This window comes from Pseudomonas sp. nanlin1 (assembly GCF_045571515.1).
GTDB lineage: Bacteria > Pseudomonadota > Gammaproteobacteria > Pseudomonadales > Pseudomonadaceae > Aquipseudomonas.
Genome location: NZ_CP124218.1, coordinates 2,108,459 through 2,133,938 on the forward strand (window position 1 = coordinate 2,108,459; position 25,480 = coordinate 2,133,938).

Genomic DNA, 25,480 nt, shown 5'->3' on the forward strand with positions numbered 1-25,480 from the left:
GCTTGCACGGGTTTGGCGTTGATTTGAGCCTATGACCCATTAGCGCAACTGATAACCATAGGGCACTGGAAATCAGCAGGCGGTAGGGTGTGGATTGTTAAGAGCTCGGGGGCAAGACCCCCTCCTACAACCAGTATCGCCGACCGTAGGAGGGGGGGGTGCCCCTGAGCTCGTGACCCTCTAACAGCCATCACAGCAGCTTTTCCAGCGCCGTGCTTAGCTGTGCAATGGTGAACGGTTTGCCTACGCATTGGTGGTGTGCCCAGGCCTCTGGCACGGCGCGCTGGCCGTAACCTGAGCAGAAAATAAACGGAATACCGCGCTGGTCTAGCACAGCTGCGACGGGGAAAGAGTTGCCGCCGATAATATTGATATCCAGTACGGCCATCTCATACTGCCCAGTCGAGGCTAGCGCTAGGGCCTCAGGTAGGCCGCTGGCATGGGCGACGATGGCATAGCCCAGCTCATCAAGCATGTCTTCGAGCAGCATCGCCACCAGGGTTTCGTCTTCGATGATCAGCACGCGTTGGCGGCAGTTTGCTGTGTGTTGTGCGGTCATGGGAGGCTCGTGGTGCGGTGCAGCCAAGGTATGAGGATCGAGCAGCGTAAGCCCGTGGCGGCAAAGTCCATATCGGCCACGCCGTTCAGTTCGCGCTCGATACTGCGTTGAATGAGGCGCAGGCCCACGCCTTTGTTCGGCGTATGAGCAACCACGGGCCCGAGGCGTTCGGTCCAGACCAGGCTGAACGTGGGTGGGGCGTCGGTCAGGTTCAGCGTCGAGTGAATCGTGACCTGGCCTGATGGGGTGGTAAACGCGCCGTGGTGCAGCGCGTTGCTCATGAGCTCATGCAGAACCATCGCTACCGTCAGCGATACCTTGGGCGTCAGCGCCACATCATCGCCCTGCAAGGTCACCCTGGCGGCACCGCAGACCGCGCGAGCCTGGTCTACCAGTTCGAATAGCTGAATGGACACCCAGGCTGTGCGTGAAAGCGAATCGTGGGCCTGGCTCAACGCCTGCATGCGCGCGTCGAAACGTGTGCGGAAGGACGCCAGGGAGTCTGAGCTGTAAGCGGTCAGTGTCGCAATTGCCTGAACCGTGGCCAGGGTGTTCTTTACCCGGTGGTTCAATTCATTTAGTAGCGTCCCACGGCCTGGATCGGCCTGCGCGAGCGCTTGCGGGCTATTATCAACAACCCGTGTCGCCTGTTTGCGCTGTTTCAGCGGGTGGCTATATTGCTCGTTGAGCGGCCCTACGTAGCGCTCCAGCCTGAAGCTGAAACGGCTGCCGGCGCCGGCTTCGCTGTGGGCCCAGAGCGCCCCACCGTGTGCTTCGATGATGCCGCGGGAGATGTACAGCCCCAGCCCATTGCCCCGGGAATTGCCTTCCTTGACCGACCAATAGCGCTGGAAAATATGCGGCAGGTGTTCAGCGGCGATCCCGACTCCATTATCGACAACGTTGAACAGCACGCTGTTCTCTTCGCCGATGACGTCGATATCGATGCGGCCCCCGTCTGCAGTGAACTTGATGGCGTTGCCAAGGAGGTTGGACAGCACCTGAAAAATTCGTTCGGCATCGGCATTGATGATTAAGCCCGGCGCGACTGTGCAATTGAGTTCTATGTTTTTTTGTGCAGTGAGGCTGACCAGCAATGCGCAAGCGTCCTCCAGCAGCGGTGCGACCTCCAGAGGCACGCAGGTCAAATGGTAGCGGCCTGCGTCGATCTTGGCGGTGTCGAGCAAATCTTCCAGCAGGCTGCTCATGCGTGTGGTCGCCATCTCTATGGTCCCCAAGGCGCGCTGGATACGGCGGTTTTCTACCAGAGCGTCGCTAACCGCCCATTTCTGCATCATGCCGCACTGCATGATGATGATCGACATCGGGTTGCGCAGGTCGTGGGACACCACCGCAACGATCTCATCGCGCAGACGCACCGCTTCTCGCTCGCGCTGTACCTGACGTGCCAGGTCGTTTTCCAGCGACGAGCGGCGCAGATCTTCGGCGGCGTACAAGTCAGCCCGTGACCAAGGCAGGGCGATACCGCTAACCTGCTGCTGCCACACCGCGAACGATTGGCGTGGGTGCAAACGATGGCTGGCCGTGCCCACACCGCTATGGCTGACATGGTGCTGTGGGTTGCCGCCCCAACTCATAGGTGATGCCAGTTGCGGGCGGAACCACATCACTGCGTTGTCCACCGGCTTGGGCAAAGTGAACGCAATTACGCCGCTGGCGACGCCCATGTAGTGGGCGCTGGCCGGGTAGTCGGCCTGCATTGAGTCGCCGTGGAAGATGCCTAGCCCCTGCATGCCTTGGACGTGTTCTTTCAATGCCTGGCGCGGCAGACCAACGTCCCGGATCCACACATGCAATGCGCGTACTTGGCCAGGCGTTGGGCATTTGCCGAACAAGTGCAGGCGGCCCTCGATTAGCACGGCGGCACCCTGGGCATTGGTCAGGGACAGCAGCCATTCGGGCCGGTTAACTAGTCCGTCGAATACATCACCCTTGGCCGTGACCATGGACAAAGACAGCTGTTTGAGCACATTGACTTTTACCTCTCGCTCCAACTGGGTTTGCGTGGCCACGATGGCCGTGATCTGCGCCGACAGCAATTGCCCGATCAGTGCACAGGCCTCGCGTATCTCCCGGGTGATCCATAGCGGGCGAGGGTGGCCGCAGGCGATCAGGCCCCACAGTGCGTTTTTACTGATAAGCGATATGCTCATCGATGAGCGCACGCCCATGTTTTTCAGGTATTCACAGTGCACCGGCGAGACACTGCGCAGGGTCGCGCTGCTCAGGTCCAGGGGCTGGCCCGTATCAGGTCGGTGGGGCGGGATCAGCGGGGCGGGGGTGTACTGGGTATCAGGAATGACGCGGACCCAGTTCTGCCGGTACAGCTCACGGGCCTGGGCAGGAATGTCCGAGCCGGGGAAGTTCAGGCCCAGGTAGTCGGGTAACTCGTCGCCTACCAGCGCTTGCCCAATGACCTGGCCATGGCCTTGGGGCTCTAAACGGTAAATCATCACGCGGTCAAAGCCGGTCAAGGCCTGGATTTCATGCACGCTAATATCGAACAGCGACTCCAGGGTGGTGGCAGCCTGCAGGTTACGCAATACCCGGGCAATCATTCTGGGCTGATCGCGCACAGGCTCGACAATCGGCTCCAGTTCCATGATCAGGATATCGTCGAGCCTATGCAGCGCCGCGCCCAATTGCCGCGTGCCGACGCTGACCTGCAGCGGCTCATGGTCGATGGCCAGTGGGCGGCTTATGGCCTGCTTTACCTGGTCCAGGTGCTGCGGCTGGAGCAGCACGGCCAAGGGTTGCCCCAACAGCGCCTGGGCGGGTTGGCCCAACAAGTCTATGCAGTTGGCACTGACCTGTTCGATCTGCAGGGTATCGGCCCTGAGAGTGAGCAGCACGCCATGGGGTTGGATAGCCCCCGGAATGCGGATCGGCTCATCGGCGCAACTGGCCAGGGCCGCTTCAAGATCAGGGACGGGTTGCTGCTCCGGTGTGTGATGACTCACTGGGCGACTCCATGCTCAATCACACGGGAGCAGCCGAGTGCCGCTCGCCGGGGCGTGCAGAATGAGTAACAAGTAGGTTCAAGCCCAGAGCGGGCGCGCGAGGGGCTGCGCTGATGCCGGGAAAGTCCGGCGTGAAGGCTAGAGTGGCTGCGGGTTACCCGCGCACATCATTCAACATAACAGGTGTGCATGCCCAAAGGGGGGTTAATCACAGATGCCTGGTGCGTTCAGCCGACCTGTCGGATTTTAAGCAGGCTAAGAAGCAGCTCGTGGTATCTGAAATTCAGAAGACAGGCCCTCTGATAATAGATCTTCCCAAGGGGGTAGACCTCATCCTACCGTTGCCCAGGTGAAGTAATTTGCGTGGGAGTACCGGTGATGCAGGCAGTGGATTTCAATTCGGACATGGGTGAAAGTTTTGGGCCCTGGAGCATTGGTGATGGGGTCGATAACGAACTGATGGGCTTTATCAGTTCGGCCAATATCGCCACCGGCTTCCATGCGGGCGACCCAGGGACCATGCGCCGCACGGTCGAGCAGGCCAAGCGCCGTGGGGTTGCCATCGGTGCCCACCCCGGTTTTCGCGACTTGGTCGGCTTTGGTCGGCGGCACATTGACGCCTCAGCCCAGGAGCTGGTCGACGATATGCTTTATCAGCTCGGTGCTTTGCGGGAAATCGCGCGGGTGCAGGGCGTCTCTTTGCAGCACCTCAAACCCCATGGTGCGCTTTATATGCATCTGGCTCGAGACGAGCAAGCGGCGCGCCTGCTGGTGGAAAATTTACAGCGCCTGGAGCCTGAACTGCTGCTGTATTGCATGCCCGATTCGGTGATATGGCACGTGGCAAAAGAACTGGGGCAACCGGCGGTGCGCGAGTTCTACGCCGACCGCGACTACGACCTCAGCGGCTCCATTGTATTCACCCGCCAAGTCCGGGCGCTGGACCCCGCCACGGTTGCGGCGAAAGTGCTGCGCGCCTGTCAGACCGGCCTGGTGCGCACGGTCGAGGGGGAGGATCTGGCCATTGAGTTCGATTCCATCTGCCTGCACAGCGACACCCCTGGGGCGCTGGACTTGGTCGAAGCGACCCGCTGGGCGCTGGATCAAGCGGGTATCGCGGTGCGTGCACCGCGCTGATCGCCCCCTGTGCTGCACCCTTGACCAATGGCTGGCGGCACGCCGCTGCGGAGATGATTGAGCATGAATAGGCCTGTGCGTTACAGCTTTGGTGCCGATGAGCACTTGTTCGCCGAAGTCAGCGAGAGCATGTCACTGGAGGCCTTTTTCAAGGGCATGGCAATCACCCGCGCCGTCGAGCAATTGCAACTCGATGGCGTACTCGACGTTTGCCTGGCCAACGCCTCGTTCCAGATTCGCTTCGACCCCGACCGCATCGCCCCCATGGCGTTGCTCGAGGCGGTCAAGGCTGCCGAGGCGGGCGCGGTCGCCGAACGCACTTTGCAAACGCGGATCATCGAGATCCCGGTGCTGTACAACGACCCGTGGACCCACGAGACCCTGATGCGCTTTCGTGACCGCCACCAAGACCCTGACGCCACTGACCTTGAATACGCGGCACGGATCAACGGTCTAGCCGGCGTCGAGGCATTTATCGCAGCGCACAGCGGCGCGCCCTGGTTCGTTTCGATGGTGGGGTTTGTCGCCGGTCTGCCCTTCATGTTTCAAATGGTCGAGCGCGAGCGCCAATTGCAGGTCCCCAAGTACCTGCGCCCGCGCACAGACACGCCTAAGTTGACCCTCGGCCATGGTGGCTGTTTCGGCTGTATCTATTCGGTACGCGGTGCCGGTGGCTACCAGATGTTTGGCGTGACCCCCGCGCCCATCTACGATCCCGAACAAAGCCTGGCCTACCTGAAAGCGCACATGGTGTTCTTTCGCCCCGGCGATATCGTCCAGTTCAAACCCATCGATCGTGAAACCTACGACCAGGCGGTCGCTGAGGTAGAAGCCGGGCGTTTCGACCTGCGTATTCGGCCGTTGGAGTTTTCCCTGGACGCCTTTCTCGCCGACCCCATCGGTTATCCCAAGTCGCTGCAGGAGGTGCTGGCATGATCAAGGTTATCAAACCGGGTTTGGCTACCTCTGTGCAGGACTTAGGCCGCGAAGGTTACTACCACTTGGGCATTCCGCCGTCGGGCGCTTTGGACCAGTACGCCCTCAGCGCGGCCAATCAGCTGGTTGGGAACCCCGCGGGAGCTGCGGGGTTGGAGTGCACATTGGTGGGCCCAGAATTGGCGTTTGCCATCGACACTTTAGTAGCGGTGTGTGGCGCCCATATGAGGCCCAAGGTCGATGGCGTCCACCAGCACCTGGACACTGCCTTTGTGGTGAAGGCAGGGCAGGTGCTGAGTTTCGATTTTCCCACAGTCGGCGCGCGTGCCTACCTGGCCGTGGCCGGTGGCATCGACGTGCCCCAGGTGCTTGGCAGCCGCTCGACCTACACCCTAGGTGCCTTAGGCGGTTTCCACGGGCGCCGGCTTGAAGCCGGAGACCAACTGCCGGTGGGCGAGGCCGGCGGTAAGGGCCGGGTGGGCGCGAGCCTGCCAATGGCCTTGCGCCGCACCCTCGGCGGTGCGGTGACCTTGCGGATGGTGCCGGGGCTGTACTACGAGCGTTTGAGCGATGCCGCCAAGTCGAGTTTTTTTTCCGAAGCCTGGACGGTGGGTTCCGAGGCCGACCGCATCGGCTACCGCTTCAAGGGCGGCAGCGCGCTGGCGTTCAAACCCCGCGAACAGCCTTTTGGTGCCGGCTCTGACCCGTCGAATATTGTCGACAGTTGCTACCCTATTGGCTCTATTCAGGTGCCGGCGGGCCTCGAACCCATCGTGCTGCACCGCGATGCAGTGTCCGGCGGCGGCTATGCCATGATCGGTACGGTGATCAGCGCCGACTTGGACCTGATCGGGCAAATGCAACCCAACCAGCGAGCCGGTTTTGTTGCGGTGACCCTGGAGCAAGCGCTGGAGGCGCGGCGTTCCTATAAGAAAAGGCTTGCGTGCCTGGCGCAGCTGTTCGCTTCCTGATTACCCCAGGGGCGGGCGCGCCGCCCCCTGTCGGTGGGCCTGGGATCCGCTCCCAGGCAGCCGCTGCGGTATTTCTATACCATCGTCTATCAAGCCGTCCCCCGTCAGGTCGATAAGCTGGCTATAGAGCCACGCCTTCCTGGGCGTTAGCCGCTGTTCGCGCATTTCTTGAGACTCTTCATGGATACCCTTTCCGCCAACGATCGTACTCAGGTGCTGCAGGACGCCACGCGCCAATTCTGGACCCACATTACCCCCATCGTGAAAATCGCGTTCGCACTTCACGTGGTGTTTTTTCTGCTGTTTCTGGTGCTGGATGTCACTGCGTTACTGGTGACCAACCTGTTCAGCATGCCGGCTTACGTCGCCTGTCTGGCTTGCATTCGCCGCAAGCATTACCGCCTGGCGGGTATGATCATGAGCGTGGAGATCATCGTGCACGCCTGTGTGGCGACGTGGATCCTGGGTTGGGAAAGTAATTTTTATCTTTATGTATTTTGCCTGTTGCCCATCGTGGCGTTCAGTTTTCAAACGGCGCCGGTCAGGCGCATTGGTCTAAACCTGGCGATTGTTACGATGGTGGTCAGCAGCTACATCCTGCGCGATCGTATGCACCGCGACACAGGGATTAGCCCGGCATTGTTGAACGGGTTTGGTATCGCTAACGTATTGACGGCCAGTTGCCTGCTGATCCATGCCACCACGCTGTCGGTGCGTTTTACCCTGAGCATGCAATACAGCCTGTTTCATTCGGCCTATCGCGACAGTCTGACCAACCTCTATACCCGGCGCCGGGTGCTGCAGCGGGTGCGGCAATTGGCTGAGCGGCCCAGTGGCAAGTCTATTGCGATCGTGCTGTTGGACGTGGATCACTTCAAACTGATCAACGACCGTCACGGGCATGACTATGGCGACGTTATCCTGCAGCGCGTGGCCGATGTAGTGATGACACAGGTGCGCAGCACTGACCTGGCGGCCCGGTGGGGTGGCGAGGAATTTTTGATTCTCATGCCCGATACCTCGTTGGACGAGGCCCTGCAGATCGCCGATCGTGTGCTGCAGCGCACGCGCGAGTGGGCGGGCCAGGTCGATAAAGATCCACACGAGGTGACCGCCACCCTGGCAGTGGTCACAATCGAGCCGGGCCAGTCTTTCCGCGATGCTTTGAATCAAAGTGACCGCTTGTTGTATTTGGGCAAGCAGCAGGGGCGAGATCGGGTCATGTCGATCAGGCAAGCGTATGGCGCGCCGTAAGCCTGGTTGCGCTGAGCCGGTGGTAAAAAAACGAAGCAAATCAAATGGAACCTCGTTTGGTCTGGATGGCCGAAGCTGCATATCCATTGCCCTAACGGAGTGACCCGCTGTGCTCAAATCCCTCGCCTATTCCCTGATGATCGCCGCTTCCCTTGGCCTGGCGGCTTGTGACAACAAAGCCGAGCAGAAAGCCCAGGACGCCCAGCAGCACGCCGAAAAGGCCGATGAAAAAATGGATGCCGCCCACGACAACATGCAGGAGGCAGCTGAGCACGATGCCAAGGCCAAGGACGCGGCGACGGCGGCCCATAAGGCACAAGCCGAAGAATCGCAGAAGTTCGTCCCTGACAGCACCGTGCCCAAGTCCATCGATTCCCCTGAGAAGAAGTGACCCTTCTGGTCTTTTACGGTAATAGTTTCTGCGGGTAAGACTTTCCACGGGCCCACGGTGCCGATGCTAATATTCGCCGCTTGTGTAACGTGGGCCTGGAGTCTGTATGTCGAACCCCGCAAACCGCTCGCAGGCCACTGGCTCGCTGGCGTTCATCAGCCGTTTTTTTGCCGCTGAGGCGGCCGGTGGCTTAGTACTAATGGGCGCGGCCCTGGCCGCCTTGATCGTCGCCAACTCACCGTTGGCGGCTGCCTATTTCGCCACACTGCACTTCAAGCTGGCAGGCTTGTCGGTCGAGCATTGGATCAACGATGGCTTGATGGCCGTGTTCTTCATGCTGGTCGGTTTGGAGATCAAGCGCGAAATGCTGGTGGGGCAATTGGCCTCGTGGAGCCAGCGTGCATTGCCCGGGTTCGCCGCGCTAGGTGGCATGCTAGTACCGGCGTTGATCTATGTGGCGTTCAATGCCGACAACCCGCAGACCCTGGGCGGCTGGGCGATCCCAGCGGCTACCGATATTGCCTTTGCTCTGGGTGTGCTGTCGTTACTGGGCAAGCGGGTGCCGGTGTCTTTGAAGATCTTTCTCTCGGCCCTGGCCATTCTCGACGACCTCGGCGCAGTGGTGATCATTGCGTTGTTCTACACCAGCGGATTGTCTGTGCCGATGCTGCTGGCGGCCGTGGGGGTCGTGGTGCTCCTGGTGTTGCTGAACCGGTCGGGGGTCAAACGGTTGTTGCCTTATCTATTGCTGGGCGCCGTGTTGTGGTTTTGCATGCTGCAATCGGGTATCCATGCCACGTTGGCGGGGGTCATCCTTGCACTGTGCATTCCACTGGGCGATCCCGACGCGCCGGGTCGCTCGCCACTGCAGTTCCTTGAAGAAAAGCTGCACCCCTGGGTGGCATTCGCGGTGGTGCCGATTTTCGGTTTTGCCAACGCCGGGGTCGCCCTTGGGGGCATCCGCCCCGCTGACCTGCTCGACCCTGTGCCATTGGGCGTGGCCCTGGGGCTGCTGGTGGGCAAGCAGGTGGGTATATTTGCCCTGGCCGTTCTGGCGATCCGAGCCGGGCTGGCACGGCTACCGGAAGGCAGTAGCTGGTTGCAGCTCTACGGTGTCGCCGCGCTATGCGGGATAGGCTTTACCATGAGCTTATTCATCGGCGCCTTGGCCTTCCCCGGCAGCCCCCACCTGATCGACGAGGTGAAGGTCGGTGTGCTGATGGGCTCTATCCTGGCGGCATTGCTGGGCGTCGTCATCCTACGCAGGGCAGGGCGCACAACCGGCTAACGACCTACACCATCGCGTAGGAGGGGGCTCGCCCCCGATCTTTTCCTTCTGCAAACAGCAATTTTTGCATACACCGCAAAACGGGCCGTCAGAAGGGCTGTGGTTCCCGTTTGAGCAGGTAGGTGTCCATGATCCAGCCGTGCTGCTGGCGTGCCTGCTCGCGGGTGCGGGCGATGCGTTCGGCGACTTCGTCCAGGGGGCCGGCGATCAGCAGCTCATCGGCCGTCCCCAAATAAGCGCCCCAGTAGATATGCAAGCCTTGCCCCAGCAGGTGCAGATACGCGTCGCGGGCATCGAGCATGACCAGCGTGCTGTCGCCCAGGGCCTGCGCCGAGGCAGCCAGGCGGCGGCCGGTGGTGATGGTGACCGCACCGGCGAGCTCGTTGAGGGGCACCTGGTGGCACGCAGTCAGTGCTTGCAGGCTGCTGATGCCTGGAATCACCTCCACCTCGAATGCCCCCGGGGCGTCGGCCAATAGGCCATCCAGAATACGCAGGGTGCTGTCATACAGCGTTGGGTCGCCCCACACCAAAAAAGCCCCACACTCGTTCACCCCCAACTGGTCGATCAATTGGCCGAACAGCGCTTGCTTGTCCTCGTTCAACGCCTCCACGGCGGCGCAGTAGTCATCGCTGCCGCGCGCCCATTCCGGGCTCTGCGCTTCAATCAAACGGTAAGCTCGATCCTGCACATGTTCGCGACAAAGTTGCCGCCGCAGGTCGGTCAAAAGTGATTTCTGCGGGCCTTTGTCGAGCAGAAAGAACGCATCGGCGCGGTTCATTGCCTTGACCGCCTGCAACGTCAAATGGTCGGGGTTGCCGGCACCAATACCAATCACGAGGATGCGTTTCATAGGGGCTCCATGGCGCGGCCGGTCAACCCAACGCCGTGTCCATAAACATCATGACGGCGAAACCTAGCATCAAGCCGAGCGTCGCTGGGGTCTGATGGCCGTTGCGATGGGTTTCAGGGATCACCTCGTGGGATACCACAAAAATCATCGCCCCCGCCGCCAGGCCCATGCTGATAGGGTAGGAGAGGGTGAAGCCGGTGGACAGGCCCAGGCCGATCAATGAGCCCAGCGGCTCCATCAACCCCGAGCCAACAGCCACCAGTGAGGCGCGCCCCGCACTCAGCCCGGTAGCGCGCAGCGACAGCGCCACCGCCAGGCCTTCGGGAATATCCTGCAGCAGGATCGCCAGGGTCAACGGCAGACCCACCGCCAGGTCGCCGTTGGACAGGCTCACACCAATGGCCATGCCCTCTGGCAAGTTGTGCAGAGTAATGGCCAATACGAACAGCCAGACTCGATGGATGCGCTGGGCATCCGGGCCCTGGCGGCCGCTGTTCTCGTGTTCGTGGGGCACGATGTTATCCAGGGCTAGCATCAGCAGCACGCCCAGGCCCAAGCCGATCACCACCACCGCCGCCGCCATCGGGCCGCTGCTGGTGTGTTCTTTTGCCGCTGCCAGCCCCGGCAACAGCAGGGAGAAGGAACTGGCCGCTAACATCATGCCGCCAGCAAAACCCAGCATGACGTCTTGGGTACGCGCCGCAATGCTTTTCATCAACACCGCAACAAGGGCGCCCAAGGCCGTGGCAACGAAGCCGCCCAGGCCGCCCAACAGTGCATAGCGGGTGTGCTGGGCATCGACGTGCACCAGCGCGTTATAGATGCTCCAGAGCATGATGACCAGCGCTATGGCTACCAGCAACGTAGCGCCGCTCCACAGCAGCGGATGGGTACGGAAACGGTCATTCCAGCTATGCGGGGTTGCGGGCGAAGCGTCTGAGGGCATGGGTAAGTCCATCGAGTTCGAGTGAGGTGAATAAGGTGGACCCTAACAGGGCGCCGAGGTTGCGGCGAGGTTGGATGTGGCTGCATGGCGCTACCCAATTGACGTCAAACCTATGGAATAGATAGACGTTTGTGTAGTGGCTTTCACCAGAAAAGTTCTTTTTAAATGATGCCCTGAAGGAAATTTATCGACGAACGGTCAGATAGCTGTAACGCTTTTGTACCGGGCGTTCCCAACTATTAGCGTACTAATTTATGGCATTGAGCCTTCATCCGTTGGCCGGAAAGCCATTCACAAATGCGAATACGACCTATATAAGTTCCTCGCCTTTCTGAACACTTGCGCGTGTTCAGATCCGTCAACCGATATGCAAAAGGCCGTCGAATGATCGATCTCGCAGTGTGGAATCTAAGCATTCCCGTAGGCTCACCGCCCAAGACCATTGAAACGCCCCGGCTCAAAGCGGGCTTTGAAGGCAAGTACTTCAATTCCGACGGCGGTAAGTTGTACTTCTGGACGCCTGTGACCGGCTCCACCACTGAAAACGCCAAATACCCCCGTACTGAACTTCGCGAAACCGACAAAACCGGTGCATTACGCAACTGGAAATATGGCGACGCCGACAGTAGTTTGACCGCGAACCTGGAAGTCACCCAGGTGCCTTCCTCGGGCAAGATCGTGATTGGCCAGATCCACGCGTATGAAAGCACCAAGCCAATGCTTAAGCTGGAGTACCAATACAGTGACGACCGCAAGACCGGCAAAATCGTCGCCAAGCTGCGCCGCACGCCGACGGTGTCCAAGAGTAAGGTGATCCTGATCGCCAACGACGTGCCGCTCAATACCCGCTTCAACTACAAAATCCACTTGAGCCCTAAAGGCGCATTGGGGATCAGCGCGCGGGGCGAGAGTTGGACATCCAAGGTCAGTTCCAAATGGAAAGACCGCTTGCTTTACTTCAAGGCTGGCGTCTACGCCCAGGATCACACTGGGTACACCAGCGAAGGCGGTCAGGTGACGTTTTATAAGCTTAAGATCAAGCACGAAAGTTAGTCGAACCAAAGTGTTCTGCAGTGGCTCGAACCCCAGAGCCCCTCGGAAACTGAGCCATGTCTGCGACCCCCCGTATCAAGCCGCTGCGTATTGGTGTACTGACCCACATAAAACACCCTATCCGCCAGCCCTTCGCGGGTGGGCTCGAAGCTTTTACCTGGGACGTCACCGTGGGTCTGCGCGAGTTAGGCCATGCGGTGACGCTCTTTGCCTGTGGCGCCAGCGCGCCAGAGCTGGACGCCGTGGAGGTGTGGTCGGGCGAGCATTACCGGGACGGGCGACGGCAATGCCTGAGCTCCGAATATATAGAAGAGCACCATGCTTATCTGAAGGTCATGCAGGGCATCGACGACTACGGCTTTGACGTAATCTTCAATAACAGCCTGCACTATGTTCCCGTGACCATGGCGTCGTTGATCCGCACGCCCATGCTCACGGTGTTGCACACCCCACCGTTTTTCGAACTGATCAATGCTTGCGCCGACGGCCGTCGCCGCGGGCGGTTTTGTACGGTATCGGCTGCCAATGCGCGCAATTGGCAGGCAGTGGTGCCCGGGTGCGACGTGGTGCCTAATGGCATCGACCTGCAAGCCTGGGCTCCACGGGGGGAAGTGGGCCAGCACGGCTTTTGGTCCGGGCGCCTGGTCGCTGATAAAGGCGCCCACTTGGCTATCGATGCCGCTCGCCAGGCCGGGTTGCCGCTGCGCCTGGCCGGGCAAGCCGTCGATCCGGCCTATTTCAAGGCGCAGATCGCCCCGCGCCTGGGGCCTGGGGTGGAATATCTAGGGCACCTCACACGCGAGGCCCTGGCCCTGGAATTGGCCGCAGCCGCCGTCGCCCTGGTGACGCCTTGCTGGGAAGAACCCTTCGGGCTGGTGATTGCTGAAGCGCTGGCCTGCGGTACACCCGTGGCAGCGTTCGATCGTGGCGCAGTGGCTGACTTGCTGACTGCCGAGACCGGCGCGCTGGCGCAGGCCGACGACGTTGCTGACCTGGCGCGAGCGATTGGCGTGGCCTTGGGCAAGTCCCGCAGTGCTTGCCGAGCACAGGCCGAGTTGCATTGGAGCCAGGCCCGCATGCTCGGGCAATACGAGCAACTGCTGGCCGAAGTGGCAGGCCAGCATGTCTGAACCGCATATCGGCTATTACGTCCACCATCAGGGCGCCGGGCACGCAACCCGGGCGCTGGCCATCGCCCGAGAGCTAAGTGGGCCCGTAACGCTGATCGGCTCGCACCTGCCTGACGGGCCGCTGCCAAGCCATATCGAACGGCTGTATCTGCCGGCTGATACCGCGCCGGGGATGCGTGTCGAGCAGTTCGACAGCCTCCATTACGCGCCGTTGGGCGTGCCAGGCCTGCGCCAGCGGGCCGTGTTATTGACCCAATGGATGCGTGACCACTGGCCGTGCCTGCTGGTGGTGGACGTGTCGGTGGAAGTGGCCTTGCTGGCGCGGCTGTGCGGGGTACCGACGATTTATATGCGCCAGCATGGCCAGCGCGATGACGCTGCCCACCTACAGGCCTACGCGTGCGCCGCTGTGCTGCTGGCGCCTTATCCGCCAATGATGGAAAGCCCGCTGACGTGCGCGACGGTGCGTGGCAATAGCCGCTATAGCGGCTGGATTTCCCGTTACGCGGGGGCTCCAGCGGCGCCAGCGCAGCGCGGTCAGGTACTGGTGATCAACGGCCATGGCGGCACGGCGTTCACTCACCAAGCCCTGGGCGAGCTGGCCGATGCGTGCCCTGACCAGCAGTTTCGCGTAGCCGGGCAGGTCAGTGGTGAGCCGCTGCCAAGGCCCAACCTGACTTACCTGGGCCCTGTGCCTGAGCCGTTGGCCGAGCTGCAGCGGGCCCATGTGGTGATTGGCAGTGCCGGGGACAGCCTGGTGTCAGAAGCCGCTTCATTGGGTTGTCGCTACATTGCTGTCGCCGAACAGCGGCCCTTTGCGGAACAGCAACAGCAAGCCCGTCGCCTGGATGAGTTGGGCCTGGCCGTGGGCTTAGAAGCCTGGCCTGAGGCCGCGCAGTGGCCAGCTTTACTCGCCCGAGCTCAAGCCCTCGACGGCCTGGCCTGGCAGCAGTGGGCTGACGCGCAGAGTGCGCGCAGAGCAGCGGCGATCCTGCAAGGCACGCTCAATGAGCTGTTCAGAAGCCCTGGTGGGCTTGGTTGAGGCAGGCCTGGGTTTCTTCCGGCAGGGGTGGCCTGAGGACGTCGAGGCGGTCGTCGTGCCAGGCGATCAAGCCACGCTCGGCAAAGTCTGCCAGCCAGCCTTCCATGGGCCATAACTGCCAGCGCGCATAGAAGCGCCGCGCATTGGCTACAATCGCCGCGAAATGATTGAGCGGCGGGTCATAGGCATCATGGTACTGGTGAAACGCCAGGGCGTCGGCGGCTCGTAGGGCCACGCCGCGCTTGCGGGCGCGAAATGCAAAGTCGGTGTCTTCGCCGCCATAGCCCACATAAGCCTCGTCGAAACCGCCTATGCGTTCGAACACCGCGCCACGGCAGGCGAAGTTAAGCGACCAGAACAAGTGGTGGGCCATGGGCTCGCCGGGCGCAGGGCGGTATTGACTCAAGGGGTGGCGAGCCGCCCGTTCGAGCAGGGCCGCTTCATCCCAAGGCATGTCAGCGCCGCCGGGGGGCAGGTAGCGCACCTCACCCATGTGCAACGCCTCGGGGTAAGCCTGCAAGGCTTGTCGATAATGCTCGAGCAAGCCGCTGGAGGCGATGCAGTCGACGTCGAGGAACACCCACGGGGCGTCGTCTTGCAACGGCCGCAGGCTATTTCTAGCCATGGCCAGGGGCAGCGCCTTACCGTGTTCGCCCACTTCCAGGGTGTGAATCGGGAAGGCGCTGCTGCTCAATGGCTGAGTAGGTTGGTTCATGAACACCACCCATAGCGCGTCGGGCCGCAGAGTCGAACCCTCCAGGCCGCGGATCAAGTTGCGCAAGTGTTCTTCACGGCCATGCACCAGGGTGACGACGTTCATGAGGCCAGTGTACCGAGCCCGCGCAAATAATCGCCGAAGCCTTCGCGGGCGCGGCAATCCAGGCGCGCGCTAGTGCGTACGCGCACCGAGCAGCTCCAGGCGATGCGCGCGCCGACGGCCTCCAGGCGGCGCACCAAGTGGACGTCTTCATGGCAGGTGAGGGCGGGGAAACCGCCCGCCAATAGGTACGCGTGGCTGGCAATGCCGAGGTTGGCGCCATGAATGTGCTGGTGGTTTTCCTGATCGAAGTAGGCCGCTTCGTAACGGCTGCGCACGTCTGCTGAATGCAGGCTCCAGTCATCGACTTCCACCACACCGCACACCGCATCTGCGCCGTAAGCCAGTTGGTTGGCCAGCCAGTTGCTGCTGACTTCGCTGTCGGCATCGGTGCAGGCGATCCAACGTGCGCCTTCTTCGATCAGGTAGCTGGCCCCGGTCGCCCGAGCGACCCCCACATTGCGCGCGGTAACCACCAGGACCTGTGTCAGGTAGCGTTCGGCGATCAATTGGGTGCCGTCATCACAGCTATCGAGTACCACCACGATCCGCACCGGCTCGCCACCCAGAATAGGGTGCTCGGCGGCTTGCAACACGCTACGCAGGCAGCGCTCCAAGTTGTCTTGCTCGTTGTGGGCAGGAATGACGACACCAATCATGGGAGTCCCTCTTTGGCTTAATCCGTAGCGCTTGTCCCATGCTGGCTTGCTTGGGCTCAATCGGCACAAGTCGGCCTCGTGCGATAGAGTCGACCTGTGGGATTCGGCAGAGGTTTCAAATGGATGATGAAGGGTCGTGCTTTTGGATCGCAAAGTGGCCAGGTGGCGCTAATGCGCCCAGCGTCAGGTCGGGCAAGTCACTAGGCCATTGTCCAGCCCCTGGCGGTCATTTCGGCTAAGCAGGCTGGCTTTGCCGTCACGCCAGGTCAGTTGCACGACATACACTGAGTCGAAGTCTGATGAGGCCCAGTCTTCGGTGATGACCAGTTTTTCACCGATAGCGCGGCGCGCCACGGTGTTGATCAACTCAGGCAGGTAGCCACTGGACCAGGCGGTGTAGACCACGGCATTGTGGTATTTGTCGCGCAGCAGTTCGTCGGCCAGGGCGCCGGTGTCGTTGGCGCCGTATTCGATGTTGACCGGTAAACCCAGTTTGATCGCGCTGGGGGTGATGGTCAGCAGCGGGCGTATATAACTGTAGGCATCGTCCGCAGCGCCTTCGGCGACGTGCCGGCCCGGGTCTGCGGCAAATACATAGTCGGCCTTGCCATACTTCTCTGGCAGCACCGTGGCCAGGTCGATGGAGCGGTTCAAGCCCTGGCAGTTAAGCTGGCCCAGGCCCTCGGCGGGCTTCTCGGCATGGCGCAGGAAAACCAAGGTCTGTAGCCCATCCTTGGTTGGCGCTTGCGCACGGTCGGTGAATGACAGCGCCATGGCGCTGCTGGCCAGCAGAACCGGCACGAAGATAAAGGCGTAGCGTCGAATAGCGTTCACGTAGGCCTGGGTCCCGGGCTGAAAAGGGGGTGAGGCGCTTCTCAGAGTGTGAATCACTCGTTCGGTTCGCCGCAGTGACCGAATCAGTGTAAGAGGGCATTACGGCTGCTTGATGACAGCCTGGTTCAGCTTTTCAAAGGCTGTGCGCGTGTGCTCGACCACGGTGTCCGGGGTCGCCAGGCTGAAGGCGAAGTAAAGGCCGTTGGCGAGTTCATCCAGGGTATAGACCCGCTCCAGGTCCTCGAACGCGATATGCATTTCATCGCACATGTGCCGCGCTTCGCGTTCGGGCATCGGGATCAGGTCAACCTGATGATTGAGCAGGCGGCGGAAGTTGTCGGGGTTGTTGGCTGACACCACCATTCGGCTAAACCCGCGGCTTTGCAGGTATTCCTGGCGTGAGTCGTCACGGACCACGCCAATGATGTACTGATGACCCTCTTGCAGGGTCTGCATATGCACGTGAGTGCGGTCGCGCAGGCGGTACAGGTATTGCTCGATGCGGTCCAGTTGCCCACCCCATTTGAATAGTTTTTCCCGGGCCGGGGTGCGCACGATAGGGTAGATCAGCACGCTTGCTTCACGCTGGGCGATGGCGTAGGCGCGGGCCCAGGGGTACAGGGTGATGTGGTAATCGGCGATCCCGGCGGCCTTGAGGCTGGCTTCGACCTGCTCGGTCGCCGAGCCTATTATTTTGCCGTCATGCATATAGCTGTAGGACGAGTCTTCGGTCACCACCTCCAATGACGCCGCCAGGCAGCCCCATGGGCTTAGGGCCCAGGTAAGCAAAAGCATGGCCGCCCGGTTCATTGCGCGACCCTGTCGCGGCCTTGCTGCTTGGCGCGATAAAGCGCCTGGTCGGCCCTTTGCAGCAGTGAGTCGAAATGCGTCATGTGCGCCTCCTCCAGTTGTGCCACGCCAATGCTAACGGTGATCCAGGGCGAGACCGGGGAGGCGCCATGGGGTAGCTGCCGCTGGTCCAGGGCCGTGCGCAAGCGCTCGGCAGCCTGTAACGCACCCGACAGGTCCGCGCCGGGCAGCAGTACCGCAAATTCTTCGCCACCCAAACGCGCGATCAGTTCACCAGAGCGGTTGAAGGTGCCTTTGAGTGTCTCGGCGATCTGCCGCAGGCATTCATCGCCGCCGGCATGGCCATGGCTGTCGTTGTAGCGCTTGAAATAATCGACGTCGCACATCAGCACCGCCAAGGGCTGCTGTTGGCGCCGGGCGCGTTCGAATTCAATATTTTTCAGCTCGTCGAAATGGCGCCGATTGGCCAAGCCTGTCAGCGGGTCGTGGCGCGACAAGCGTTCCAGGCGTTGATTGGCCGCCTGCAGTTCAGCCGTGCGCGCCTGCACCAGATCGGCCAGGTGGTCGCGGCTTGCGGCCAGGGCCCGCTCGGCTTCGCGCTGGCCGTCCAGGTAGGTGACCAGTTTGTCTTGCAGCGCGTTGACCCCGCTCTCCAACAGGGCCAGCTCGTCATTGGTTTTGCGCGACCGATCCAACAGCAGGCGCCGGCGCAGCGAGCGCGGGGACAGTTGGCTGAGGTGTTCGGCGATGTGTTGCACGTGCACCGTGACGGTACGGTTGAACATGGCCATGATCATTCCCGCCAGGGCCAGTGACTGGGCCACCTGGGTGATGATGATACTGGCGACGTCTTGCCATAAGCGTTGCCAGAGAATGTTCTCATCACCTTCGATGAGCAGCGAGCCGACCGTTTCGATCGAGCCAGGGTAGGGATGTACCACAAGGTTGCGTTGCAGCACGGGGGCGTAGCGGGAGGTATTGAAGTCGCTGCGCACCCGTTCGAGTATTTCCGGCTTGCGTCCTTCATTGATGATGCGCAGCTCCACGCGCCCGACCGGGGCGGCCTGGGCGACATTGTCCAGTTGGGTGAGCAACGACTCGCGGTCCACCTCCCAGACCGCCTTGCCCAGGGTGTATTGAAAGACTTGGTCGATCAGCCCCAGTTCGGTGTTCATGGTGGTCAGGTTGCTCTGCCAGGCAAACCAGGTGCGTGCTGCGGCCCCGACGAGGGTGAACAGCAAGGAAAACACCAGGGTTGCCAATACCAGCCGCCGCCCCAGCGAGCGCTCTCGCCAGCGCGGTCGAGGGCGTAGTGGGCCGGCGGTTTTTATAGCCATTTGCGCGCAATGGCAGCGTAGGTACCGTTGGCTCGCACGGTATCGAGGGCGTGCCGCAAGCGCTCGACTGTGGCGATGGGGGTGCCGAGGCTCACGGCCAGGTACATCCCATCACCGCCGCCGAGCTCCGGCAGGTTGAGGGCCTCGCTAATCAGATCGTCGGGGTTGTCGCCTGCTGCGCGGACGATATAGCGGGCGTTGAGTTCGTTGGCGATCCAAAGGTCGACGTGGCCCTGCTTGAGCTTCTCGTAGTTCAACTCGTAGCGGGTATTGGATTGCAGGCTAACGCCCAAAGCAAAATGGTGGGCCAGTAAAAACTGTTCGCCGGCGTCCTCTTTGACGGTCGCGACCTGATAGCGCCGGGCATCTTCCAGGCTGCGCAGCTCAATGGGGCGGCGGGCCAGGGTGAACAGCGCCCAGCGCGTCGGCGCAATCACCCCGACCCAATGGAACAGCGGCTCGCGCTGTGGGGTACGGACGATGGAATAGATCAGCACGTTGCTGTTGTGCTGCGCCAGGTCGTAGGCACGCGCCCACGGCATCGAGCGCAGAGGGGCTTCAAGGGCAGCCTGATGCAATACCGCTTGCACCACCTCGGTGGCCATGCCGGTGACTTCGCCGTTTTGAGTCATGTTGAACGGCGGCATCTCTTCCGTCACCCCGCGCAGCGCAGCCACGGCGCTGCTCGACGCGCTGGCACAGGCGAGAAACAGCAAGGCCACTAGGCGGTAGCGAACGATACGCAGTGAGGTCCATGTCATAAGGTGTCCTTTTGGACAACGGGGTGGTGATACGGGCCACTGGACCCTGCGATGTATGGCAGGCCTGTTCAACTGGCATGATAAGTATCGGCCTGGATCCATTAACCTTGAGAAGCGCTGCAAAGCAGGTAAGTGTGGACGTTTTTTAACAATTTTCCGCCGTTCGTCCATAGGAAATGGAATTTTCTGGCGTCCTGTCGTTCACACTCAAGTAACAGCACTACGGTCGTTCCCGCGACGGGTCGACAGCCGACGGATTATTATCATGAGTTCATTATTGATGGAACAAAAGGGTCCCGCGGGACCGCTGGTGCTTGTCGTCGAAGACGAGCCAGTCATTCGGGAATTCGTGTGTGAAATTCTCACGGATGAGGGGTATAAAACCCACTCTTTGGAGTCGGCTGACGAGGCTAAGCGCTTTCTTGAGCAAAATGCCCAAAGTGTTTCGTTACTGCTGACCGATATCCTGATGCCAGGCACAATGAACGGTGCTGACCTTTCCAACTGGTCGGGTGATACCTGGCCGCAAATTCCTATCCTGGTAATGTCCGGGCATGAAACGCCGGAAAGCTCGGGCGTAAGGCATAAAGTCGAATTCGTGCGCAAGCCCTGGAGTTTCGGCCAGATGATCGACGGGGTAGAAGCGGCTTTGAAACGTGGCAAGCAGCGCATTCAGGCCGGTGACCAGCCCCAGGCTGAGCTTACTCGCTGAAATCTTTCAGTGGGCCTCGGCCCAGAGGTCGGCCTGGCGTTCTTCAAGGCACTCAGGCCCACCCATCTCAAACTCCCGGCAAATCCACGGCCTTAGCTCGTAAATGCTGCAGCGCATGGTGTGCCGGTCCAGGGCTGCGCACCAACCGTCGTCCAGGCGGGCCATGGTCAACGAGCCCCATGCATCCTCCTCGATAAACCGCTCCGGCACCCCGGTGTCGCTGATCAGCATGACTTCCAGGCGACAGCATTTGGCGCTGCACGTGTCGCAGCTAACGCTGGCATCGTGCTCGGCTGAGGGAGCACTAAGGGGCAGGGCCTTAAGCGGGATCAAAGGTTCACCCATGGGCAATGATTGAAGGCCAGAGGGTACCGGTAGTCACGCCGTTCACAAAGCCTGGGCTGCACCCAAACCTACCGTTCATCGCACTTTTTCGTTTTTTGCCGCTCTATGCAATGGCAGGATGCGCCGCTCACGGGCATCCCCTTGCTTGAGTCGAGCCTCGATGCCCTCTGCGTTGTATTCCCCTGCCCGGCGTTTGCGCCACCGTCACTGGCTGGCCTGTGCCTTGGTCTGGCTGGTCAGTGGCTGCACTCAGCAGCAAGGCCAGGACATTGCCAACCAATTTAGCAAAGGGCGGCCTGAAGAGTTCTTTCAAACCAGTGTCGACCGCATGGCGACCTTGGAGATGCGCGATAACTTATCGAGCCTCTACTTATTGATGAACAAGCTCTACCAGCGCAACCCATCCCAATGGCGCAAGTCCGGCTTTTTACAGGCCAGCGAAGCCGAGCGCGAAGTGCGTCAGGCGATCGAGCAACAAAGGCCCATGCCTACCCTGGGTGGGCGCCGCGACCTTGCGGCCTTGAGCTATGCGCTGAGCCCGGATTTCAAAGGCGACCGCGTCGGCGCTTTTATCTATGCCATCGGTAGCATGTTGGTCACCGCCCATGGCGGGCGCACCGAGTTCTACATCACCGACACCATCGACCCCAAGTTCGTTAGCAATGCCGCGCGCAACATCGAGAAAGCCACTTGGTTACTCAGCCAACGGCAAAACAGCCAGGGCGAGCCTCTGCTGTTTTCCAATGAAATATCCGAAGAGGGCAGTAATCTGAGTTTCGCCGTGGAGTTTGGAAAAATCGTCGCGCGCCTCGACTTGCTGGCGCAAATGCTCGACGAACGCTACCGGCGTATCGGTCTCAACTACGCGCAAAGCCTGCTGTTTATGAACTTCTTGCCCGTGCAGTAGGCTCGCGCCCGCCAGCGCTATAGCCAATCGCTTACATGAACTGCGGCGTTCGGCTCTATGCACGGATGCCGGCAACCCCGTAATCTAGCCCCATCAACTGCAGAGCGGGAAGCTCGGCAGGATCAAGGAAGATCGACCATGGCCTGGAAGGCCGCCGACAGGGAGTTGGAATGGTCTTGGAAAAAACCCGCTTCGGCGGGTTTTTTGGTTTCTGCCCTGTGGAGGCAGAAGATCGAAAGGCTCAACTATTGCGCCCCCCGCCAGAATGACAGCTACCGTCATCGACGATGCCCGCGCTATACCGAGCGCCCTTTTCAGCCCGCTCAAGTAACCAACGCCGCTGCCGATACAGTAGGCGCACCTAGGTTACACCGAGGATGGGCGCTTGCATCGCGCTGTGCTCATTCGTTCACGTTCATTGAATGCCATGGAGGCCATCAATCTTGCAAGAGGCTGACCCTCGTGAAAAAAACCATCAGATTGTCTGTTTTTGCCGTTGGACTCCTATCAGCCCAGGTTGGGCTCGCCAGTAATTCTAGTTGGACGCAAACCCTCGCGGCGCCTAGCGTTTACGCTGCTGGCACTGAAAATTCCAACTTCTTTCCTACCTCTATTTCCATTCCCACGGAGGCTCTAGTGTCTTCCATCCGTTGGGAGGTTGGACTATACAAGAACGGTGCGACGAGGCACGAGTACCGCATCTGTTACGCGACACGTTATTCCACCACCTATGTTAAATGTTGGAACCTGTCGGGAAATTTGGCAGGGTCGACTGATTTTTTTAATGGTTTAGATGCGAGGGGTAGGTTTAAGATCACTGGAGTGCTAGCGGGGGGGACGTACCCTGTTCATCCAACGCATCGCAACACCCTGACTGTTAACTATCAGTACTGATAGCGCGTTGATTAATCGCCCATGGATGTAGTTCAGGCGATTTTAATTCCAAGGAGAGAATTGTGATCACACTTAATAATTCAATATCTCATTTGCCTACTTCGACACTCTCTAATAAAGTGGGTGCCACTCGGGTCAGCTCAGACATCGCGGAAGAATCCGCGACAGCGACCGCCGAGGACGCACAAATCTCCAGTTCTGCGATAGTTCTGTCATCTCTGTATGCCGTTGCTAGCGACTATATAAAAAATGAACATCTCACAGCCTATTCAGGCGCGGTGAACGGTAACGTTACTCCCGGCGCCTATATTGACGTAGGAAAATATAACGACTACTTATTCGAAAAAGCGGCTATGACCATGGTTGTCGCCGCTAAAGAAAAGGGCTTGGACTTGGCAAAAGAGGATGTTCTAGCACAGCTGAAAGATGAACATTCTGACATTGCCAGCATTCGCTTGGATGAGGCGAACCGTCAAAAAAAGCTGGGTGGGGATAATGTCTACTCAGATTTAACGACAGCCGACCTTGATAATTTTACCAAGGCGTTTATTGCGGCTAAAGAGAATGACCTTGATATCAACGAAGTCGAGGGGCTAGCTTTGCAGCGAGGTATACAGAACCGTTGTGGAAGTACTCTACAGGCCGGCGATCTCTACCCCTACGACTGGGACTTTAGCGAGACTGACCCAGAAAAAATCGCCGCCGCAAAAAACATCATGCCGGAGTCGATAATTCTTAAAGCCGAAGAGCTGAGGGCTAAACTTCAGGGAGATCTTGGCTTGGGAAGGGATTTTATAGAGTTCTTATTGAACCCGAGAATCGGACTGCGTGGTGCGACTGATGATTCGCTGACGTTTCTATCTAAGTTGGCCGATATCTATAACAGCAAATAGCTCGGCGTATCATTTTGGGCCTTAGCACCTCAAAATTTATCAGAAAGTGTGCTTTGATGAAAGCCACACTTTCCTGATATAGCAAATGAGACAGATTTTTATCCGTTTAACTTCATTGAATGCCATGGAGGCCATATCCCGCTAAAGGACCGCCTGCCGCTCTGCTGCGGGCGTGAAATTCCAAGGAGAATAGCATGGTCACTATCAATACCTTTAGTTCCTATACGCGCACGTCTCTTCCGGCTACCCAGGTTGATCCTATGGGTGTGGGCAGAGGAATGGTCGAGGGCAGTGCAAAAACGCCAGCCTCCATTGCCAGTGATACTCAGATATCAGGGCAAGCAAAACTGCTTTCATCGTTGTACGCGTCCGCAAGTGATTACTTGAAAGAAGAGTACCTCGAAGCCTACGCGGGGCCGGTCAAAGGTCATCACAGCCCAGGCGCTTATATCGATGTTGGCAAATACAATGACTACCTATTCGATAAGGCGGCTACAACGATGGTCGCGGCGGCCAGGGATCAAGGGGTTGCCCTGGAGAAGGCGGATGTCCTGGCGCAGTTAAAAAGCGACCATATAGACATGGTTAATATCAGAATGGATGATGCCAGTCGAAAGCAGAAACTTGGCGCAACTGTTGATTTTGCTTACTTGACAGATTCCGATATTGATAATTTTACCAAGACTTATATTACGGCCAAAGAGAACGGGCTTGATCTTGCTGAGGTTCAGGTCCTGGCGTCAAATCGAGGTCACCAAAATCGTCATGGAAGCGCTTTACAAGCTGGGGATATTTACCCCTACGACTGGGACTTCAGCGAGACTGACCCAGAAAAAATCGCTGCTGCAAAAAACATCATGCCGGAGTCGATCACCCTAAAAGCCGAGGAACTCAGAAGTAAGCTTCAGGGCGATCTCGGTTTGGGAAGCGACTTTATAGAGTTCTTGTTGAACCCAAGAATTGGCCTGCGTAGCGCCACCGATGCTTCGTTGACGTTTTTATCCCGCCTGGCGGATATCCATAGTCAACAAAAATAGATCAATAGGGCCGTGCCGATGAGCCCGGCCCGCCCAACCCAGCAGAGTTTGCACCCTTAAGTTGCTGGGGCAGGCGGGACCCAAAGGTTATTGCGGCAGCGCGGCGCCCTTGGGCCACAGCAACCACACTTGCCCCTCTTGTTTCATATTGCCCGCCAGCTCTCCCGCGGCATCGCCTGTGCCCCAAAACAAGTCTGCGCGCACTTCGCCGTTGATCGCACCGCCGGTGTCCTGGGCGGCGACCGGGCGTACCACGGGGCTGCCGTCCGGGCGTGTGGTGGAGAGCCAAAGCAGGCTGCCCAAGGGGATTACCTTGCGGTCGATGGCCACGCTGTAGCCGGGGGTCAAGGGTACATTGAGGGAGCCACGGGGGCCTTCGTTGCTGCTGGGGCGCAGGCTGAAGAATACATAGCTGGGGTTGCTCGCCAGCAGCTCGGGCACTCGTTGTGGGTTAGCGATGGCCCAGTCGCGGATGCGCCCCATGGACACCTCTTCTTTCTTCAACTGGCCCTGTTCCACCAACCAACGGCCCACGGGTTTATAGGGGTGGCCGTTTTGGTCGGCATAACCGATGCGCAGTTGCTCACCGTCATCGAGCTGGATTCGGCCCGAGCCTTGGATTTGCAAGAATTGCAGGTCCATCGGGTCGCTCAACCTTTTCAGCTCGCTCAAGTAACCAACGCCGCTGCCGATACAATAGGCGTACCTAGGTTACACCGAGGATGAGCGCTTTCTTCGCGCTGTGCTCATTCGTTCACGTTCATTGAATGCCATGGAGGCCATCAATCTTGCAAGAGGCTGACCCTCGTGAAAAAAACCATCAGATTGTCTGTTTTTGCCGTTGCAGTACTATCAGCCCAGGTTGGGCTTGCGAATCCGTCTAGTTGGACGCAGACACTCCTGGCGCCCAAAGTCTACGCAGCGGATACTGAA

24 protein-coding genes and 1 pseudogene are annotated in these 25,480 nt (G+C 59.6%); 13 read left to right on the top strand and 12 right to left on the bottom strand.

Annotation, left to right across the window (positions count from 1 at the left end; all coding sequences use genetic code 11):
• Positions 1–190: 190 nt before the first annotated feature.
• On the bottom strand, positions 191–559 hold the full coding sequence (locus QCL65_RS09955) for a response regulator (RefSeq protein ID WP_407316060.1): 369 nt from the start codon (positions 557–559) through the stop codon (positions 191–193).
• On the bottom strand, positions 556–3,540 hold the full coding sequence (locus tag QCL65_RS09960; RefSeq protein WP_407316061.1) for an ATP-binding protein: 2,985 nt from the start codon (positions 3,538–3,540) through the stop codon (positions 556–558). Before QCL65_RS09960 ends, QCL65_RS09955 begins: the two co-directional genes overlap by 4 nt.
• Positions 3,541–3,918: 378 nt before the next feature.
• Between QCL65_RS09960 and QCL65_RS09965 the strand changes: the two genes are divergently transcribed.
• From QCL65_RS09965 to nhaA, 6 genes are all read left to right on the top strand, one after another.
• Positions 3,919–4,677, top strand: a complete 759-nt coding sequence (locus QCL65_RS09965; protein WP_407316062.1) for a 5-oxoprolinase subunit PxpA — start codon at positions 3,919–3,921, stop codon at positions 4,675–4,677.
• Positions 4,678–4,740: 63 nt separating this feature from the next.
• Complete coding sequence (locus QCL65_RS09970; protein WP_407316063.1) at positions 4,741–5,613, top strand: 5-oxoprolinase subunit B family protein; 873 nt, start codon at positions 4,741–4,743, stop codon at positions 5,611–5,613.
• On the top strand, positions 5,610–6,584 hold the full coding sequence (locus tag QCL65_RS09975; RefSeq protein ID WP_407316064.1) for a biotin-dependent carboxyltransferase family protein: 975 nt from the start codon (positions 5,610–5,612) through the stop codon (positions 6,582–6,584). The genes QCL65_RS09970 and QCL65_RS09975 overlap by 4 nt, the downstream gene beginning before the upstream one ends.
• Before the next feature lie 180 nt (positions 6,585–6,764).
• On the top strand, positions 6,765–7,838 hold the full coding sequence (locus tag QCL65_RS09980; RefSeq protein ID WP_407316065.1) for a diguanylate cyclase: 1,074 nt from the start codon (positions 6,765–6,767) through the stop codon (positions 7,836–7,838).
• Positions 7,839–7,947: 109 nt separating this feature from the next.
• Positions 7,948–8,229 (top strand): hypothetical protein, encoded by a 282-nt coding sequence (locus QCL65_RS09985; protein WP_407316066.1) that lies wholly within the window; start codon positions 7,948–7,950, stop codon positions 8,227–8,229.
• 106 nt (positions 8,230–8,335) lie between these two features.
• Positions 8,336–9,517, top strand: a complete 1,182-nt coding sequence (gene nhaA / locus QCL65_RS09990) for a Na+/H+ antiporter NhaA (protein ID WP_407316067.1) — start codon at positions 8,336–8,338, stop codon at positions 9,515–9,517.
• An 88-nt stretch (positions 9,518–9,605) separates the two neighbouring features.
• On the opposite strand, the gene cobF is transcribed toward nhaA, so the two are convergent.
• Positions 9,606–10,370, bottom strand: coding sequence for a precorrin-6A synthase (deacetylating) (cobF, locus tag QCL65_RS09995; RefSeq protein ID WP_407316068.1), 765 nt, complete (start codon positions 10,368–10,370; stop codon positions 9,606–9,608).
• A 22-nt stretch (positions 10,371–10,392) separates the two neighbouring features.
• Positions 10,393–11,205 (bottom strand): ZIP family metal transporter, encoded by an 813-nt coding sequence (locus QCL65_RS10000; RefSeq protein ID WP_407316767.1) that lies wholly within the window; start codon positions 11,203–11,205, stop codon positions 10,393–10,395.
• A gap of 495 nt (positions 11,206–11,700) precedes the next feature.
• Between QCL65_RS10000 and QCL65_RS10005 the strand changes: the two genes are divergently transcribed.
• The 3 genes from QCL65_RS10005 to QCL65_RS10015 are packed head-to-tail and all read left to right on the top strand — an operon-like array spanning position 11,701 to position 14,541.
• Complete coding sequence (locus QCL65_RS10005; RefSeq protein WP_407316069.1) at positions 11,701–12,369, top strand: polysaccharide lyase family 7 protein; 669 nt, start codon at positions 11,701–11,703, stop codon at positions 12,367–12,369.
• Positions 12,370–12,425: 56 nt separating this feature from the next.
• Positions 12,426–13,499, top strand: a complete 1,074-nt coding sequence (locus QCL65_RS10010; RefSeq protein ID WP_407316070.1) for a glycosyltransferase — start codon at positions 12,426–12,428, stop codon at positions 13,497–13,499.
• Positions 13,492–14,541 (top strand): hypothetical protein, encoded by a 1,050-nt coding sequence (locus QCL65_RS10015; RefSeq protein WP_407316071.1) that lies wholly within the window; start codon positions 13,492–13,494, stop codon positions 14,539–14,541. The genes QCL65_RS10010 and QCL65_RS10015 overlap by 8 nt, the downstream gene beginning before the upstream one ends.
• On the opposite strand, the gene QCL65_RS10020 is transcribed toward QCL65_RS10015, so the two are convergent.
• The 6 genes from QCL65_RS10020 to QCL65_RS10045 form a co-directional block, all read right to left on the bottom strand.
• Positions 14,516–15,361: a glycosyltransferase family 2 protein gene (locus tag QCL65_RS10020; RefSeq protein WP_407316072.1), complete on the bottom strand. Its 846-nt coding sequence runs from the start codon at positions 15,359–15,361 to the stop codon at positions 14,516–14,518. The genes QCL65_RS10015 and QCL65_RS10020 overlap by 26 nt on opposite strands.
• Positions 15,358–16,017, bottom strand: coding sequence for a glycosyltransferase (locus QCL65_RS10025; protein ID WP_407316073.1), 660 nt, complete (start codon positions 16,015–16,017; stop codon positions 15,358–15,360). Before QCL65_RS10025 ends, QCL65_RS10020 begins: the two co-directional genes overlap by 4 nt.
• Before the next feature lie 183 nt (positions 16,018–16,200).
• Entirely contained in the window at positions 16,201–16,791 is a 591-nt protein-coding gene (locus QCL65_RS10030; RefSeq protein ID WP_407316769.1) for a histidine phosphatase family protein, read from the bottom strand.
• Between the two features lie 159 nt (positions 16,792–16,950).
• Entirely contained in the window at positions 16,951–17,646 is a 696-nt protein-coding gene (locus tag QCL65_RS10035; protein ID WP_407316074.1) for a substrate-binding periplasmic protein, read from the bottom strand.
• A gap of 11 nt (positions 17,647–17,657) precedes the next feature.
• Positions 17,658–18,998, bottom strand: a complete 1,341-nt coding sequence (locus QCL65_RS10040; protein ID WP_407316075.1) for a GGDEF domain-containing protein — start codon at positions 18,996–18,998, stop codon at positions 17,658–17,660.
• Positions 18,989–19,759 (bottom strand): substrate-binding periplasmic protein, encoded by a 771-nt coding sequence (locus tag QCL65_RS10045; protein ID WP_407316076.1) that lies wholly within the window; start codon positions 19,757–19,759, stop codon positions 18,989–18,991. Before QCL65_RS10045 ends, QCL65_RS10040 begins: the two co-directional genes overlap by 10 nt.
• 265 nt (positions 19,760–20,024) lie before the next feature.
• Between QCL65_RS10045 and QCL65_RS10050 the strand changes: the two genes are divergently transcribed.
• Positions 20,025–20,471, top strand: a complete 447-nt coding sequence (locus tag QCL65_RS10050) for a response regulator (RefSeq protein ID WP_407316077.1) — start codon at positions 20,025–20,027, stop codon at positions 20,469–20,471.
• Positions 20,472–20,477: 6 nt separating this feature from the next.
• Here QCL65_RS10050 and QCL65_RS10055 read toward each other — a convergent pair whose 3' ends face one another.
• Positions 20,478–20,816 (bottom strand): YkgJ family cysteine cluster protein, encoded by a 339-nt coding sequence (locus QCL65_RS10055; protein ID WP_407316078.1) that lies wholly within the window; start codon positions 20,814–20,816, stop codon positions 20,478–20,480.
• A 160-nt stretch (positions 20,817–20,976) separates the two neighbouring features.
• Here QCL65_RS10055 and QCL65_RS10060 point away from each other — a divergent pair, with 160 nt between their 5' ends.
• The 3 genes from QCL65_RS10060 to QCL65_RS10070 all read left to right on the top strand — a co-directional run bounded on the left by QCL65_RS10060 (position 20,977) and on the right by QCL65_RS10070 (position 24,547).
• The gene (locus QCL65_RS10060) at positions 20,977–21,723 is read left to right on the top strand and encodes a hypothetical protein (RefSeq protein ID WP_407316079.1); all 747 of its coding nucleotides are present in this window, start codon (positions 20,977–20,979) and stop codon (positions 21,721–21,723) included.
• Positions 21,724–22,679: 956 nt separating this feature from the next.
• The gene (locus QCL65_RS10065) at positions 22,680–23,510 is read left to right on the top strand and encodes a hypothetical protein (RefSeq protein WP_407316080.1); all 831 of its coding nucleotides are present in this window, start codon (positions 22,680–22,682) and stop codon (positions 23,508–23,510) included.
• A 194-nt stretch (positions 23,511–23,704) separates the two neighbouring features.
• Complete coding sequence (locus QCL65_RS10070) at positions 23,705–24,547, top strand: hypothetical protein (RefSeq protein WP_407316081.1); 843 nt, start codon at positions 23,705–23,707, stop codon at positions 24,545–24,547.
• 87 nt (positions 24,548–24,634) lie between these two features.
• Here QCL65_RS10070 and QCL65_RS10075 read toward each other — a convergent pair.
• Positions 24,635–25,201 (bottom strand): annotated as a pseudogene (locus QCL65_RS10075) (MltA domain-containing protein); the annotation flags it as partial.
• Positions 25,202–25,480: the final 279 nt, after the last annotated feature.